General features: G+C 72.8%; 18 protein-coding genes. 9 read left to right on the top strand and 9 right to left on the bottom strand.

The annotated features are described in order from the left end of the window. Positions 1–19: 19 nt before the first annotated feature. Positions 20–292 carry an antibiotic biosynthesis monooxygenase gene (locus tag ACBJ32_RS42560; protein ID WP_375131613.1) on the top strand — a complete coding sequence of 91 codons (273 nt, stop codon included), beginning with the start codon at positions 20–22 and terminating at the stop codon, positions 290–292. Between the two features lie 56 nt (positions 293–348). Here ACBJ32_RS42560 and ACBJ32_RS42555 read toward each other — a convergent pair whose 3' ends face one another. Beyond that, complete coding sequence (locus tag ACBJ32_RS42555) at positions 349–1263, bottom strand: LysR family transcriptional regulator (RefSeq protein WP_375131612.1); 915 nt, start codon at positions 1261–1263, stop codon at positions 349–351. Between the two features lie 72 nt (positions 1264–1335). Here ACBJ32_RS42555 and ACBJ32_RS42550 point away from each other — a divergent pair, with 72 nt between their 5' ends. Further along, entirely contained in the window at positions 1336–1728 is a 393-nt protein-coding gene (locus tag ACBJ32_RS42550) for a RidA family protein (protein WP_375131611.1), read from the top strand. A 1058-nt stretch (positions 1729–2786) separates the two neighbouring features. On the opposite strand, the gene ACBJ32_RS42545 is transcribed toward ACBJ32_RS42550, so the two are convergent. After that, complete coding sequence (locus tag ACBJ32_RS42545) at positions 2787–3851, bottom strand: hypothetical protein (protein WP_375131610.1); 1065 nt, start codon at positions 3849–3851, stop codon at positions 2787–2789. A gap of 379 nt (positions 3852–4230) precedes the next feature. Between ACBJ32_RS42545 and ACBJ32_RS42540 the strand changes: the two genes are divergently transcribed. From ACBJ32_RS42540 to ACBJ32_RS42530, 3 genes are read left to right on the top strand one after another with little or no spacing between them, the layout of a single operon-like run. After that, positions 4231–4788 (top strand): DUF6624 domain-containing protein, encoded by a 558-nt coding sequence (locus ACBJ32_RS42540; RefSeq protein ID WP_375131609.1) that lies wholly within the window; start codon positions 4231–4233, stop codon positions 4786–4788. 46 nt (positions 4789–4834) lie between these two features. Further along, positions 4835–5803: a prolyl aminopeptidase gene (gene pip / locus ACBJ32_RS42535; RefSeq protein WP_375131608.1), complete on the top strand. Its 969-nt coding sequence runs from the start codon at positions 4835–4837 to the stop codon at positions 5801–5803. Next, entirely contained in the window at positions 5800–5979 is a 180-nt protein-coding gene (locus tag ACBJ32_RS42530; RefSeq protein WP_357876607.1) for a hypothetical protein, read from the top strand. The genes pip and ACBJ32_RS42530 overlap by 4 nt, the downstream gene beginning before the upstream one ends. Before the next feature lie 34 nt (positions 5980–6013). Here ACBJ32_RS42530 and ACBJ32_RS42525 read toward each other — a convergent pair whose 3' ends face one another. Beyond that, positions 6014–6565 (bottom strand): Lrp/AsnC family transcriptional regulator, encoded by a 552-nt coding sequence (locus ACBJ32_RS42525; protein WP_375131607.1) that lies wholly within the window; start codon positions 6563–6565, stop codon positions 6014–6016. Positions 6566–6679: 114 nt separating this feature from the next. Between ACBJ32_RS42525 and ACBJ32_RS42520 the strand changes: the two genes are divergently transcribed. Then, a complete protein-coding gene (locus ACBJ32_RS42520) occupies positions 6680–7132 on the top strand; it encodes a DUF2000 domain-containing protein (RefSeq protein WP_375131606.1) in 453 nt (150 codons plus the stop codon). Between the two features lie 86 nt (positions 7133–7218). Here ACBJ32_RS42520 and ACBJ32_RS42515 read toward each other — a convergent pair whose 3' ends face one another. Genes ACBJ32_RS42515 through ACBJ32_RS42500 form a run of 4 tightly spaced genes read right to left on the bottom strand, consistent with a single transcriptional unit; the run spans position 7219 to position 10896 of the window. Next, positions 7219–7863, bottom strand: coding sequence for a LysE family transporter (locus tag ACBJ32_RS42515; protein WP_375131605.1), 645 nt, complete (start codon positions 7861–7863; stop codon positions 7219–7221). Positions 7864–7901: 38 nt separating this feature from the next. Next, a complete protein-coding gene (locus ACBJ32_RS42510) occupies positions 7902–8822 on the bottom strand; it encodes an AraC family transcriptional regulator (protein WP_375131604.1) in 921 nt (306 codons plus the stop codon). 15 nt (positions 8823–8837) lie between these two features. Continuing rightward, positions 8838–9629, bottom strand: coding sequence for a maleylpyruvate isomerase family mycothiol-dependent enzyme (locus ACBJ32_RS42505; protein WP_375131603.1), 792 nt, complete (start codon positions 9627–9629; stop codon positions 8838–8840). 4 nt (positions 9630–9633) lie between these two features. Next, positions 9634–10896, bottom strand: coding sequence for a Cmx/CmrA family chloramphenicol efflux MFS transporter (locus ACBJ32_RS42500; protein WP_375131602.1), 1263 nt, complete (start codon positions 10894–10896; stop codon positions 9634–9636). A 408-nt stretch (positions 10897–11304) separates the two neighbouring features. Here ACBJ32_RS42500 and ACBJ32_RS42495 point away from each other — a divergent pair, with 408 nt between their 5' ends. After that, positions 11305–11670, top strand: a complete 366-nt coding sequence (locus tag ACBJ32_RS42495; protein ID WP_375131601.1) for a hypothetical protein — start codon at positions 11305–11307, stop codon at positions 11668–11670. Between the two features lie 4 nt (positions 11671–11674). On the opposite strand, the gene ACBJ32_RS42490 is transcribed toward ACBJ32_RS42495, so the two are convergent. Further along, positions 11675–12451, bottom strand: coding sequence for an alpha/beta fold hydrolase (locus tag ACBJ32_RS42490; protein ID WP_375131600.1), 777 nt, complete (start codon positions 12449–12451; stop codon positions 11675–11677). An 81-nt stretch (positions 12452–12532) separates the two neighbouring features. On the opposite strand from ACBJ32_RS42490, the gene ACBJ32_RS42485 reads away from it, so the two are divergent. Beyond that, positions 12533–12949 carry a YciI family protein gene (locus ACBJ32_RS42485; protein WP_375131599.1) on the top strand — a complete coding sequence of 139 codons (417 nt, stop codon included), beginning with the start codon at positions 12533–12535 and terminating at the stop codon, positions 12947–12949. 5 nt (positions 12950–12954) lie between these two features. Continuing rightward, complete coding sequence (locus ACBJ32_RS42480) at positions 12955–14229, top strand: RNA polymerase sigma factor (RefSeq protein ID WP_375131598.1); 1275 nt, start codon at positions 12955–12957, stop codon at positions 14227–14229. Here the strand turns inward: ACBJ32_RS42480 and ACBJ32_RS42475 are convergent. Continuing rightward, positions 14176–14775 carry an AAA family ATPase gene (locus ACBJ32_RS42475; RefSeq protein ID WP_375131597.1) on the bottom strand — a complete coding sequence of 200 codons (600 nt, stop codon included), beginning with the start codon at positions 14773–14775 and terminating at the stop codon, positions 14176–14178. The two genes, ACBJ32_RS42480 and ACBJ32_RS42475, sit on opposite strands and share 54 nt — an antisense overlap. Between the last annotated feature and the right edge of the window lie 31 nt (positions 14776–14806).

Here is a 14806-nt window from a genome sequence, read left to right as displayed (position 1 = left end):
GAGTTAGAGGAGTCCAGCCATGGAGTACCTGCTCATCAGGCAGCGGTTCACCGACTACGACACGTGGCGTGCGGCGTTCGAGGAGCTGGCGGAGGTGAGGGCGGCGGCCGGGATGCGCACCGTCCTGGTCACCGTCGACGCCGAGCGGCCGGAGGAAGCGGTCGTGCTTTTCGAATGCGAGGACGCCCAGGCGATGCGGCGGCACTTCGCTTCCGACGCGCTCAAGGAGGCGCACCGGAAGGCGGGCGTGGTGCCCGGCAGCAACCAGGCCAGCGTGCTGATCCCCCGCTGAAGCCTGCTTGCTTCCGGGACGCAGTCCCGCTGATCGGGCATGGCCCGGCCCGAGAGTCAGGCCCCTTCGGGGACGGAGTCCCGCTTGAGCACTGTTTCCAGCAGGCCCGTGACGAGCGGGTCGGCGTCGCCCGCGCGCCAGGCCGCCGCCACGCTCGTGCGTACGCCGCCCGGCGTCACCCGGCGGAAGGCCACACCCCTGAGCCGGATCCGGCGGATGCTCGCAGGCGCCAGTGACACACCCAGCCCCGCCTCCACCAGCGCACACACGGTCTGCCACTCCACCGCGTGCTGCGCCACCTCGGGAGTGAACCCGGCGTCCCTGCACATCCCCGTGATCCGGTCGTGCAGGCCGGGACCGTGCTCGCGCGGCAGCAGTACGAAAGGCGAGCCGGCCAGCCGCGCGAGCTCGACCGTGCGCCCGGTGGCGAGCGGGTGCCCCGACGGGAGCACGGCCACGAACGGCTCGCGCAGCACGGTCGCGAACCCCAGCTCGGGCTCGTCGTCCGGGGGCTCCCGCAGCAGCCCGACATCGATGCGCCGCTCCCGCAGGGCGGCGAGCTGGGGCGCCGTCGTCATCTCGTGGATCTCGATGCGCACCCGAGGGAAACGTTCCCGGTAGGCGCTCAGCAGCTCCGGCAGGATCGTCAAGGCCAGCGAGGCGGCGAACCCGAGCCGGATCCGCCCCGCCCGGCCGCTGCCCACGGCCCGCGCCGCCGCCAGGCCGCCCGCCAGCTCGGCCAGCGCCCGGCGGGCCGAGGGCAGCAGCTCGCGACCGGCCGGGGTGAGCGCGACCCGGCCCGGCGTGCGGCTGAACAGCGCATGCCCCACCTTGCCCTCCAGGCGGCGGATCTGCTGGCTCAGCGGCGGCTGCGCGATGCCCAGGCGATCGGCGGCATGGCCGAAGTGCAGCTCCTCGGCGAGTACGACGAAGGCGTGCAGCTGGGCCAGCGGCAGTTCCGGGCGATCCATACCTCTAGAGATATCAGCCCATGGCTCGGGCTGTATTAGACGTATCGGTGCTGGCCACGTACCGTTCCGCGCATGACGGAGCGACGCGCGATCCTCAGCGGTTCCACGTTCGAGGAGCAGATCGGATATGCCAGGGCCGTGGTGGACGGTGACTGGGTGCACGTCTCGGGGACGACCGGGTTCGACTATTCGACGATGACCATCTCCGACGACGTGGTGGAGCAGGCCGCGCAGTGCCTGCGCAACATCGGCCAGGCGCTGGAGGAGGCCGGGTGCGGCTTCGGCGACGTCGTGCGGGTGCGCTACCTCCTGCCCGACCGCGCCGACTTCGAGCCGTGCTGGCCCGTGCTGCGCGAATGCTTCGGCGAGGTGCGCCCGGCCGCCACGATGCTCATGTGCGGCCTGGCGGATCCGCGGATGAAGATCGAGATCGAGGTGTACGCCCGGCGGCGCGCGGCCTGGTAGGTCAGGTTCGGCCGGCGGTCGTCGGTGGTCATGGTCGCGACCTGCATGACGCCGGTCGTCGTGACGAACTCGATCTCCTCGGACTCCTCCCAGCCCTGCGCCTCCATGCGGGGCGGCGACGGTTGCCAGTTGACGTGCACGCCGACCCTGCCCCTGCGTTTCAGCGTGCGGATGACCAGGGAGTCGGGAGCGGCGGCGACCAGACCGGCAGGCAGATCCGGGGCCGGCGCGGTGTCCTGGTGCGGGTTGACGACACGTAAGCGGTGCTCCTCGGCCACCGCCACCGCGCGTGTGGGCGCGGGGACGAGCAGGCGCGGCTCCGCCCGTACGAGCCGGCCGGGCTCGTGCTGCGGCAGGCCGTGCCGCTTGGCCCACTCGCGGATCTCGCGCGACTTGCCGGGCAGCCCCAGCTCCTCCGCGACGCCGATCCCGAGCCGGGCGCGAGCCTGCGGCCCGACGTCGATGGGCCACACGGTCACCTGGTAGAACTCCGCCGGCACCCCTGTCACGCCGCCTTCGGCGAGGTCCCTGCCGCGGGCGTGCACCCGCATGCCGTAGCGTCCGGGGCCGTGCGCGGTCAGGACGGGGAACCCGCCGGGCGGGTCCGTGCCGAGGCTCACGAGGCGCATCTCGCCCGTTAAGCTGACGAGCTCGACCTCCTCCACTTCGTCCCACCCGTCGCCGGGGCCGGTGGGCGGGGCGTCGGCGAGCCGTACGGTGACGTCCACGACGCCGGTGTGGACGCCGGTCAGGATGACGGCGACGCCGGGCGCCGACGCGGTCAGCCCGTTGGGCACGTCGGACGGCGCGCTCGCGTCACCCTGCTCCTGGATCAGGAACCGGTGGTGGCTCACGTGGACATCGGCCCGGGCGGACGTGCTCATGCGGCGACCCCTTCGGCGCGGACGGCTGCGGCGACCGGGCCAGCGTGCCAGCCGGGTCCGACAGAAACCGTCCGCGGACGGGCCGGCCATGCCCGGCGGCGGCGTCATCGGCACGGTGGGCACGCACAGCGTCGGCGTCGATCGGCGTGACACGGGTGCCATCCGCGCCCGGTGTCAGCCGGCCAGCTCCTCGAACAGGCTCGTCACGCCGATCGAGTCCAGGAGCGAGGTTGAGGGCCCGCCCGTCGAAGCCGAGCCCGCGCAGAGTGCCGGGTAGGTGGTCAGCGTGCTCAGGATCTGGCTCACGCCGATGACGTCCAGCAGCGTGGCACGGCCCTCCGGCGGGCCGGCCGCACCGGCGGAGGGAGAGCCGGCCGTCACGCAGGAAGCCGGGAGGTTGGTGACGAGCGTTTCGAGATGCTGGGCGACTTCCCCGGTGTCGGTGTCCGGGATGGACGACACTTCCGTGCCCAGGATCGCCGTGGCGTTGCCGCACACCAGCACCCGGCCGATGAGGTCCTCGAACATGTCCCGGGCGGGCGAGACCGGCGCCCCGCCCGCGCTCAGCGGGGAAGTCCCGAGGCGGGGCGCGATGGATGCCAAGGGGCTGGGAACCGTGGACGCCGAGGTGCTCGGTGCGGCGGAGACCGAGACGCTAGGTGCGGCGGAGGCGGAGACCGAGGTGCTCGGTGCGGCGGAGACCGACGAACTGGGGGCGGCGGACGGGCTCGGGTTGGGGCCCGACGACTGGCTCGGGCTCGGGCCCCAGTACCCGGGCTGGCCCGGGCTCGCGCCCCCGGTCCCCGGCTGGTACGTGGCGGCGTTCAGCGGCTGATCCGGCAGAGCGTGTTGCGGCTGCCCGAGCATGATCTGCCGCAGCTGGCCCGGCAGGGCGGCTTGCGGACCGTACGGCACCGCGTGCTGCGCATCCCAAGGCATGGCGTACGACACCAGAGGCGCGATGTACGGCACCGCGGGAACGGCGGGTGCGCCGGCGCCGGCCGAGAAGAACCCCTGCAGCCGGCTGCCGGTGACGATCGTGTCCATCAGCCCCCTGATGTCCTCGGCGGTGACGGTCCCGGCGAGCGGCGAGGGTGGCGACCCGTTGATGCTCAACACGTCGCGGATGCTGCACTGGCCGGCGGGCTCCCTCTTGGTTTCCTCCGCGAGGGCCGGCGCGGCGGTCGCGAGCAGGGCGGCGGAGGTGGCGGTGACGACGGCAACGGCATGCCGGTACATGATGCTCCCTAAGGGTGATGATCCAGTTATCGCTGCGATCAGTACCCTTAGTGGTGGTTCAACTACTTCATAGTTGGATCTAGCCCTCTTTACACCGGGGCTCTATTGTCACGCTTCGTGAAATCGTTGAAGGTTCCCGTCGTGGCATACGTACACATCGGGCCCATGGTTGGTACGACGAGTGCGCGGCGGCGACATACCCCGTGAAACACCTGGGAGAAGCACCTCGATAAGGACGATTCCCAGGCGTTGTACTGTGCCAAGAACCGCACCCTGGCCGTTCAGGTCGGCAAGAGCTGGACGCCGGTAGCCTGACCGGACGACCGCCCGCGGTGGCCGTCCGGCCACCGCGGCACCCCCCGGCGGAAGGAGCCGGAGCATGCGCGCGTTCCTCCTCTCCCTGCTCACCACGCTCGCCTTCGTCGCGGCCTGCGGCGACGCCGCGCCCGCGAACCCGGCCCTGCGCACCGAACTGCTCGCGATGCTCAAGCTGGACCAGGAGGTCAGGACCCTGGAGGCGTCCCAGGAGGACTGGGACCGCGTGGAGAAGGCGAACACCGACCGCATGCGCCAGATCCTCGACCAGCACGGCTGGCCCGGGTACGAGCTGGTCGGCAAGGACGGCGCGCAGGCCGCCTGGGCGCTCATCCAGCACGCGGACCGCGACCTGGAGCTGCAGAAGCGCGGTCTGGAGCTGATGCGGCGGGCCGCGGACGAGGGCGACGCCGACCCGTCCGACCTGGCCTTCCTCGTGGACCGGGTCCGGGTGGCGGAGCGGAAGCCGCAGGTGTACGGCACGCAGTGGGAGACCGATCCGCAGGGCCAGTGGCGGCCCCGCACCCCCATCGAGGACGAGGCGAAGGTGGACGAGCGGCGGGCCGGCGTCGGGTTGAAGCCCTTGCGCGAGTATCTCGAGGAGCTCAAGTCGGCAGGGTGACTCCAGCTATATTGAAGCGCTGTTACATTGCTGAGAGGAGCCCTCGTTGTATCCCCCGATCGAACCGTACGAGCACGGCATGCTCGACGTCGGTGACGGCAACCTCGTCTACTGGGAGGTCTGCGGCAATCCGGACGGCAAGCCCGCCGTGGTCGTGCACGGCGGGCCGGGGTCGGGCTGCTCGACCGGCGCGCGCCGCACGTTCGACCCGGAACGTTTCCGCATCGTCCTGTTCGACCAGCGCAACTGCGGCCGCAGCCGCCCGCACGCCAGTGACCCGGCCACCGACCTCACCCACAACACCACCCGGCACCTGATCGCCGACATGGAACTGCTGCGCGAGCACCTCGGCATCGACAAGTGGCTGCTGTACGGCGGGTCATGGGGCTCGACGCTGATCCTGGCCTACGCCGAGACCCATCCCGAGCGGGTGTCGCAGATCGTCATCCCCGCCGTCACGATGACGCGCCGCTCCGAGATCGAGTGGCTCTACCGGGGCGTCGGCAGGTTCTTCCCCGAGGAGCAGGAACGCTTCGTGCAGGGGGTGCCCGAGGCTGACCGCGACGGGGACGTGTTCGGGGTGCTGGCCGCCTACTCGCGGCTGCTGTCCAACCCCGACCAGCGGGTACGCGAGAAGGCCGCCCAGGACTGGATCACCTGGGAGGACGCGGTGATCTCCCAGGAGACCAACGGCAAGCCCAACGCCTACAGCGACCGGCCCGCCGACGCCGTCATGGCCATGGTCCGCATCTGCGCGCACTACTTCTCCAACGCCGCCTGGCTGGAGGAGGGCGTGCTGCTGCGGAACGCGGGACGGCTGGCCGGCATCCCCGGCGCGCTGATCCACGGCCGCCTCGACATGGGCGGCCCGCTCCACACGGCGTGGGAGCTGACCAAGGCCTGGCCGGACGCCGAGCTGCACGTCGTGCAGGACTCCGGACACACGGGCAGCGAAACCTTCAGGAAGGTGCTCCACGAGGCGATCGAGGGCTTCTCCCCGGCCAAGGAGGGGTGAACCCGCGGCTCGCGATCATCTCGGGGGTTTGGACGGTGCCCCTGGTGACCATCGCCTCGCCGTCGGACGACTCCGTACGGGTGAGCCGCGGGTTCGCCGGCCGGCAGGCGGACAGGGTGCGGCGAGGCGCCGCCAGCAGCATCGCCACCCCTTGTCCGCTCGCTGACCTGCCGTAACCGTATCCGGGCCACCCATTCGGCCACCACCTGTTTAGCGTTGCGGCCGGCGCGTGTTCACGTTCGTGACCTGGGCATGTCGTGGAGGGTTTCGGCGATCGCGGCCGGTGCGCGGGCGGGAGGGGCGCTCCGGCGGCAGCACCTCCACCGACGTCTTGCGGATGTGGTCGTAGACCAGCGAGGTACGCACGTCGGCGATGTTGCGGTGCCGCGAGACGTGGTCGAGCACGAAGTCGCGCAGATGCCCGGCGTCCCGCACGCCGACCTGGATGATGAAGTCGTCGCCGCCCGACACGACGAACACGGCCAGCGTCTCCGGCAGCGCGGCCACGTAGTCGCGGAACCCCTCCACGGCCTCGCGGATCTTGGGGTGCAGGCGCACGTTGATCAGCGCCTGCACCGGCCGGCCGATCGCGTCGAGGTTGACCTCGGCGTGGAAGCCCTCGATGACGCCGGACGAGCGCAGCGAGCGCACCCGCTCCAGGCAGGTCGAGGGGGCGATGCCGAGGTGCTCGGCCAGCTCGCGGTTGGTCTGGCGGCCGTCGCGCTGCAGCTCGGCGAGAATCGCCGCATCAAGTTCGTCCACGTACGCATCTTGGCACGTCTTTCCGAATTTTCTTCGGAAATACTGCTTCCTGGTTGGTGGAACGGCGGCTGTGGTGTGACTCTTCTGGGACAACTTCGGAGGAGGGATCCGTCGATGACCGTGCTGGACGAGCTCGAACGCCGTACCGACCTGCCCACCAAGGAACTCGCGGTCAAGTGGGTGATCGTGATCGACCGCGACCTGCCCAGAGGCCTGCAGGCCAACGCCGCGGCCTGCCTGGCCGCCTCCGTCGGGGTCGCCGTGCCGGCGATCGTCGGGTCGGGCGGCGTGGACGCCTCCGGGCTCCCGCACGCCGGGCTGCCGTGGACGGGCTGCACGGTGCTGGGGGCGCCGGCCGCTCTCGTGAGCCGGATCAGGAAGGACGCCGCCGCCGAGCCCGGCCTGGTGGTGACCGACATGGCGGCCATCGCGCAGCGGACCAACGTCTACGACGACTACCTGGCCGAGCTGGCGCGTACGGAGGAGCCGCCGTACTACGCGGTCAGCCTCTTCGGGCCGCGGGCGATCGTCGAGCGGCTCACGGGGCGGCTGCCGTTGCTGCGGTGAGCGGGCGTCCGGCCGGGCCAGGCGCCGAACGTGCGGATGCCCGCCACACCCCCTCGTGACCTGCGAGGCACCCGCCCGGGTGCCTCTCATGAGCCGCCAGGCAGCAGCCTGGCCGCCAGGAGGATCGCGAAGACGATCAGTGCCGCTCCGCACGCCGCCTCCAGCACCCGTACGGCCGCCGGAGGCAGCGCCCTGCGCAGGACGGCGATGAGCCCCGCCGAGACGAAGCACCAGGCGAGGGAGGAGGTCATGAACCCGGCGAAGAACACGGCCAGGCTTCCGGCCCCCGCGTCCTCACCCAGCACGGCGCCGACCGCCCCGGCCGCGCCCGACCAGTACACGACGTTCCAGGGGTTGCCCAGCGACATGGCGGCACCGACCGCGACCGCCCCCCTCCTGGACCGTTCGCCTGTGACCGCACCCCGGCTGGACGCGGGTTCGGGCCGTGGGAAGGCGGCGTCGCGCAGGCCGGACACCCCGAGCCAGGCGAGCAGCAGGCACCCGGCGACCGTCAGCGGCACCCGCAGCACGGGGACCGCGAACAGCGCCCCGACGCCCGCCAGCCCGAGCACCGCCCACACGGCGTCACCCGCCAGCGACCCGGCCTGCACCGCGAACGCCGGCCCGAACCCGCCCCGCACACCCCTGCGCAACGACTCGCTGAACACCGCGCCGGGCGCCGCGTTGAACACCAGCCCGATCCAGAGGGCCAGCGTGAAGATCTCGGACATGGCGTCCACTCTGTCGGCGGGCGTCGTGCCGCGTCTTGTCAGATGTTGATGGCCCGGTAGCGGCCGGGCGTGATGGCGTACGCGGCGGTGAAGTGCCGGTGGAAGTGGGCCTGGTCGGCGAACCCCAGCCCGTGGGCCACCTCCGCGACCGCCAGCCCCCGGCGCAGCCGGCGGCGGCCCTCTGCCAGCCTGGCCTGCAGGTGCCACGCGTACGGCGGGCAGCCGGTGGCCCGGGTGAAGGAGCGCACGAGGTGCTCCCGGGACATCCCGGCCTCACCGGCCAGGTCGGCCAGGCGCGGCGCGCTGGACAGGTCGGCCCGCAGCCGGTCCAGCACGGCGGCGATCCTGGCGTCCCCCGGCTCCGGCCCGGGAGACCGGCGGGCCAGGGCGGGGGCGGCGAGATCGAGCAGCCGGAGGAGCACGAGCGTCAGCCGCTCCTCGACCAGAGCGAGGACATCGTCCCCCACCCCGTCCAGGCCAAGGCCGGGAAGGTCGCTCGCGGACCCGCTCACGCCGAGGCGGTCGCTCGCGGGCTCGGTCAGGCTGGGGCGGTGGTTCCCGGATCCACGCACGCCGGGGCGGTCGGTTCCCGTCACGGCCAGGCGGCCGGCCGCCCGGAGCAGTTCACGCCGCAGCCGAGGGGCGCGGACGACGGGGTGGGAGAAGTCCGGGGGCGGGCCGCCGACCAGCGCGCCGAGCACGTCCGGCGGGACGTACCAGCTCACGCAGGTGAACGCCGCCCCCTCGGGCGTCCGCGTGGTGCAGGACTGGACCTGACCCGGGTTGTACGCGGTCACCTCGTCCAGATCGACCTCGAACGAGGACCGGTCCAGCCGCACCCGCTCCCGCCCGCTGACGTTGACGCTGATGACGTACTCGTCGTGGCTGTGCCGGGCGAACCCGCCGGACGTCGGCGTGACGACGGCGAGCTGGGTACCGTTCACCTCCCTGACCTGCATGCTCGCAAGATTAGGTCATACGGGAGGAACCAGGTCGAAGTAGCGATCGAGCACGGCCTTGTCCCCGCGCACGGCCAGCGCTCCGGCCGGGATCCGCCGCCAGAGGAACAACATCAGATCCGACGCCGTGCCCGCCAGCTCGACGTCGAAGTCCGTCCCGTCGCCGACCCGTACGCGCTCGCCGTCGAAGCACACCACCCAGTCGCCCGGCCCGTCGGCCCGCAGGAACCGGAACCGCTCGCCCGCACCCGGCGGCGCCGACGTCCAGGCCCGCCGCGCCGGCGCCATCACCTCGAATGTCTGCGTGATCGCGTCCACCGCGATCTCCTCGTGGATCGGGCCGGCCGCGCCGACGGCGTTCTCGGCGTCCCAGCGGTGCACGGCGGCCTCGATGATCTGCATCCGCAGCCAGAACCCGACCGTGTGCTCCCGCGACCAGGTCCACGCGGGATCGTCCGGCGAATGTCGCCTGAACAGCGCTTCGAGCCGGGCGGCCCCCTCTTCGAAGGCGTCCAGCAGGGTCGCCGGGATCGGCCCCGGAGTCGGGTGCCGGCCGGAGACCGGCCAGCCCGCCGTGTCGGCGGGGAACTCCGTCCTGGCCAGCTCGGCGGGGTCCGGGGGCCCGTCGAGCCGGTCCCTGATGATGGCGATCACGAATCGATGCACCGCGGCCAGGTGGAACACCAGATCGGACATCGTCCAGTCAGGGCAGGACGGCACGACGGGCGCGTCACCCGCCCCGGCGGCCCTGCGGGCGGCGTCGTGGAAGGCGCGTACTTCCCGGTGGAGATGTGCGGCAGCATCCATGGCCTCACTGTGCCGCACGCCGGAGATCCACCTCCATCGGTTTACGCCGCGCGCGTGACCCGGCGATCCCGGCGATCCCGGCGATCCCGGCGACGGCCAGCGCGAGCCCCACCAGCGCGGCGCTCACCCACAGCGGCGACCGGAACCCGAGTCCGCCCTCGATGGCCAGCCCGCCCAGCCCCGGGCCGAGCGTGGCGCCCACGTTGAACGCCGCCGTGGCGAAGGCGCCGCCCAGGGTGGGCGCGCCGGTGGCGGCGTACATGACCTGCGAGATCAGCGTGGACCCGACCGCGAACGACAGCGTCCCCTGGACGAGGACCAGCACGATCGCCGGCCCCGCCGCCCCGGCCGCCAGCGCGAACGCGGCCCAGCCGGCCGCCAGCGCCACCCCGCCGGTCACCATCAGCGGCACGGGACGGCGGTCGGCGATCCGCCCGCTGATCGTCACCCCGGCGAACGAGCCGAGCCCGAACAGCGCGAGCATCGCCGGCATCCAGGAGGAGCCGATCCCGCTGACGCCGGTGAGCACCGGCGCGAGGTAGGTGAAGGTGCAGAAGGTGGCCCCGTTCACCAGGGCGCCGAGCAGCAGCAGCACCAGTAGCCGGGGCCGCCGCAGCGCCCGCAGCTCACCCCGCACGCTCCTCCCGGCACCTCCCTCCGGAGCCCCGTCCGTGGCCCCGTCCGGGGTCCCCTCCTGAGCCCCTGCCGTGGTCCCGTCCGGAGCGCCGCCGGGCACGGACTTCAGGACCGCGACGATGGCAGGCACCAGCGCCAGGGCCACCGCCCAGAACGCCGACCGCCACCCCCACACCTCGCCGAGCAGCGCCCCACCGGGCACCCCGGCCACGCAGGCGATGGTCACCCCGCCCAGCAGGACGGAGGTGGCGCGCCCCTTGGCGTCCGAGGGCGCCAGGGCGACGGCGGTCGCCATGGCCACGGCCAGGAACCCGGCGTTGGCCAGCGCCGCCACGACGCGGGTCACGACCAGCACCTCGTAGCTGGTGGTGACCGCGCCGACGACGTGCGCGAGAAGGAAGACGACGAGGAAGGCGAGCAGCGCGGCCCGCCTGGACAGCCGCAGGCTCAGGGCGGCCATCAGCGGCGCCCCCACCACCATCCCGGCTGCGAAAGCCGAGGTCAGCAGCCCCGCGGCGGGAATGGACACGCCCAGATCGCGGGCGATGGCGGGCACGAGCCCGGACAGCATGAACTCGGACGTGCCCTGGGCGAAGACCGCCAGCCCGAGCAGGTAAACAGCGAAAGGCATCAGACAGCTCTCACAGGAAGGCGGGCAGGACGGAAGACCGGTCCCGCTCGCGATGAAGCAGCCTGGCGGCGGCGCGGGAAGGCAGCGCGCGGCTCAGGCTGGAATGGCCCGTGACACGGTGATCCGGATGGCGAGAGCGCCCATGGAGAACACCCGCCTCAAGGGGCGGGGAGGCAGCGCGGAACGGCCACCGGACGACCGGTGGCTAGCGTCTTGACGCCTCGGGGCTGGACATGGGCGTCAATCTAGCATGGACGCGACCGTGGAGCGCTGGGAGAGAACGATGAACGCCAGACCGTACGTTGTGATCTTCGATGTGAACGAGACGCTCATCGACATGGAGCCGCTGCGGGCCAGGTTCGAGGACGTGGGCTGTCCGGGGAGCAGCTGCCGACGTGGTTCGCGAGCGTGCCGCGCGACGGTTTCGCGCTCACGGCGACCGGCGGGTTCGCCGAGTTCGCCCGGATCGCCGCGGACGTGCTCAAGGGGCTGCGGTTGCAGGACAAGGCGGTGGAACACGTGCTGAGCGGGCTCGCCGGCCTGCGGGTGCACCCCGACGTGCCGGACGGCATGCGGAGCCTGCACGAGGCGGGCATCAGGCTGTTCACCGTGACGAACGGCTCCGCCGCGATGACCGCGGGCATCCTGCGCCGCGATGACCGCGGGCATCCTGCGCCGCGAGGGGACCGGCGCGGCGTGCCGTGCCCGAGCGTGATGTCCGCCCCGCACGTCACGGCCCCCGGCCTGCGCGCGCTGGCGGCCCTGTGGCGATGAGGGGTCAGTGCCGCCGCAGGAAGTCCAGCACCATGGGGCTCGCCACCTGCCTGAACTCCTCGAAGTACGCGTGCCGCGCCCCCTCGATCATCCGCAGCTCGGCCCCCGGGATGCGCCCGGCCAGCAGCGGGGCGTTGGCCGCCGGGTTGAAGACGTCGTCGGTGCCGTGCACGACCAGCGTGGGCGCCGTGATGCCGGGCAGCGCGTCCCAGGCGTCGTGACCGGCGCTGGCGGCCAGGTGGCGGCGGCGCGCGTGGGCGGGCAGCCGCGGGTCGCCGATGGTGCGGTACGGGCCGGGGTGGGCGGCCAGCCAGGCGGGCGTGTACATGAGCTCCAGCAGCGCCCGCTCGGCGGCGGCCCGGTCGGGCTGGGCCAGCGACCTGCGCACCTCGTTGCTCCGCTCCACCCCGTGGGCGCCGCCCGGCGAGCTGCAGCCGAGCACCAGCGCCCCGACCCGCGCGGGATGGTCGGCCGCCAGCCACTGGGCCACCCGGCCGCCCATCGACGTGCCGTACACGTGCGCCCGCTCCACGCCCGCCTCGTCGAGCACGGCCAGCACGTCGGCGGCGAACCCGCGCGTGCTGTACGGCTCGTCGGGCTTGTCGCTGCCGCCGGTGCCGCGGTAGTCGAGGGTGATGGTCCGGTAGGAGCCGAAGTCGTCGCGAACGGAGTCCCACCAGCGGTGGTCGTTGGCCTGCCCCTGCAGCAGCACGAGAGGCTCTCCGTGGCCGCGGACCTGGTAGGACAGCTTCACGCCGTCAGGGGTGGTTGCATAGGACACGAACTCGATGGTGCCATGTCCGGTGCGCTGCCCCGGCTCCGACGTCCCTGGTGAGAGCCCACGAGAGAGAGGACCACACCGATGAAGTACATGATCCTTTCGTACGCCTCCCAGCAGGACTACGACGAGATGTCCGGCAAGGACGCCGGGCGCGGCGCCTGGTCGGAGGAGGAGCTGGCGGCGATGACGACGTTCATGGCGGCCGTCAACAAGGAGCTGGAGGAGTCGGGCGAGCTGGTCGAGACCCGCGGCCTGGCGGCGCCCGTGCACACCCGCAGGGTCGGCCTGCGCGACGGGGTCCCGTACGTGACCGACGGGCCGTACGCCGAGACCCAGGAGGTGCTGGCCGGCTACTGGATCGTGGAGTGCGAGAGCTTCGACAGGGCCGTGGAGATCGCCGGCCGCCTCGGCCGGTGCCCGGCCCCGGAGGGCGCCTATGCCAACGTCCACGCCGACATCAGGCCCGTCATGGAGTCGGCCGAGGACCTGGGGTTCTGATCGCCGTGAGCGGACCCGAGGACCTGCTGCGCGAGCTGGCGCCGCAGGTCCTCGGCGCGGTCGTGCGCCGTTACGGGCACTTCGACCTCGCCGAGGACGCGGTCCAGGAGGCGCTGCTCGCGGCGGCCACCCAGTGGCCGCGGGACGGCGTGCCGGACGATCCGCGCGCCTGGCTCGTCACGGTGGCCGCGCGCCGCCTGACCGACCTGCTCCGCGCCGAGCAGGCGCGCCGCCGCCGCGAGGACACCGTCGCCGCCCGCGCGCTGCCGGACGACTGGCTGTCCCCGCCCGCCGACCGGCCGCCGCCCGCGTCGGACGACACGCTGGTGCTGCTGTTCATGTGCTGCCACCCGTCGTTGTCGCCGCCCTCGCAGATCGCGCTCACGCTGCGCGCGGTCGGCGGCCTGACCACGGCGCAGATCGCCCGCGCCTTCATGGTGTCCGAGGCGACGATGACGCGCCGCATCACCCGGGCCAAGCAGCGGGTCAAGGACAGCGGCGTGCCGTTCCGCCTGCCGGGGGCCGCCGAGCGCGCCCAGCGGACGGGCGCGGTGCTGCACGCGCTCTACCTGATCTTCAACGAGGGGTACGCCAGCACGTCGGGCCCCGACCTGCACCGGGCCGAGCTCGCGGCCGAGGCGATCCGGCTGGCCCGCATGGTGCACCGGCTGCTGCCCGATGACGCCGAGGCGGCGGGGCTGCTGGCCCTCATGCTGCTCACCGACGCGCGCCGCCCGGCGCGCACCGGCAGGGACGGCGCGCTGATCCCGATGGCCGAGCAGGATCGCACGCTGTGGAACGCCGCGTTCATCGCCGAGGGCGTCGAGCTCGTCACGAACGCGCTCTCCCGGGGCGTTCCGGGGCCGTACCAGCTCCAGGCCGCCATCGCCGCCCTGCACGACGAGGCGCCGACCGCGGAGGAGACCGACTGGCCGCAGATCACGGCCCTGTACGAGCTGCTGATGCGCGGCTCCGGCAACCCCATGATCGCGCTCAACCACGCCGTCGCCGCCGCCATGTCCCGCGGCCCCGAGGCCGGGCTCGACCTGCTCGAAGGCCTCGCCGGCGACGACCGGCTGTCCGGCGACCACCGGCTGCACGCGGTCCGCGCGCACCTGCTGGAGATGTCCGGCGACGGCCAGGGCGCCCGCGCGGCGTACAGGGAGGCGGCGCGGCGCGCCATGAGCCTGCCCCAGCAGCGCTACCTGCACGCCAGGGCCGCCCGGCTAGAGCCTGATGTGCCGGATCGTGACCCCGATCCGCCGCAGCCGGTGGCGTAGCGGGCCGTCGGCGTCGGCCGCCAGGCTCAGCCCGGCGGAGGCCGCGATCCGGTCGGCGACCTGCGGCACCGTCAGCCGGTCCGTCTCGACGTGCTCGGCGAACCGCGGTGTGCGCAGCCGCTCCAGGCACCCGTCGAGCCTGGCGACCGCGAACGCCTCCCGCTTGAGGCTGCGGCTCAGCGAGCGCTCCCGCAGCCGCGCCAGCACCGTCTCGCGGCCGGCGACGAGCGCGAAGTGGCGCACCTCGTGGCCGGCCTCGCGCAGGCGGCCCAGGATCTCGTCGTAGTAGGCGGGCTCGACCAGCGTCATCGGCGCGATGACCACGCCCGGCTGCTTGCTCAGCACCAGGTCCAGCACCTCGAACACGCCCTGCCGCCAGGCCGGGTGCAGCTGGAAGTCCGAGCGCAGCGCGCGCGGCGTCATCCTGTGCAGGCCCATGCCGACGTGCTCGGGATCGCACACCACGCTTCCCGGCAGCCTGCGGTGCAGCTCGTACGCGGTCTGCGTCTTGCCCACCCCGAACGGGCCGTTGATCCACACGAGCATGCGGCTCAGCTTAGGGCGGAAGACAGTGAGA

Origin of the sequence: Nonomuraea sp. GTA35, from assembly GCF_041950525.1 — a bacterium.
Lineage (GTDB): Bacteria > Actinomycetota > Actinomycetes > Streptosporangiales > Streptosporangiaceae > Nonomuraea.
The sequence above is the reverse complement of the archived record's forward strand: the minus strand, read 5'-3'. Positions and strand labels throughout refer to the sequence as shown.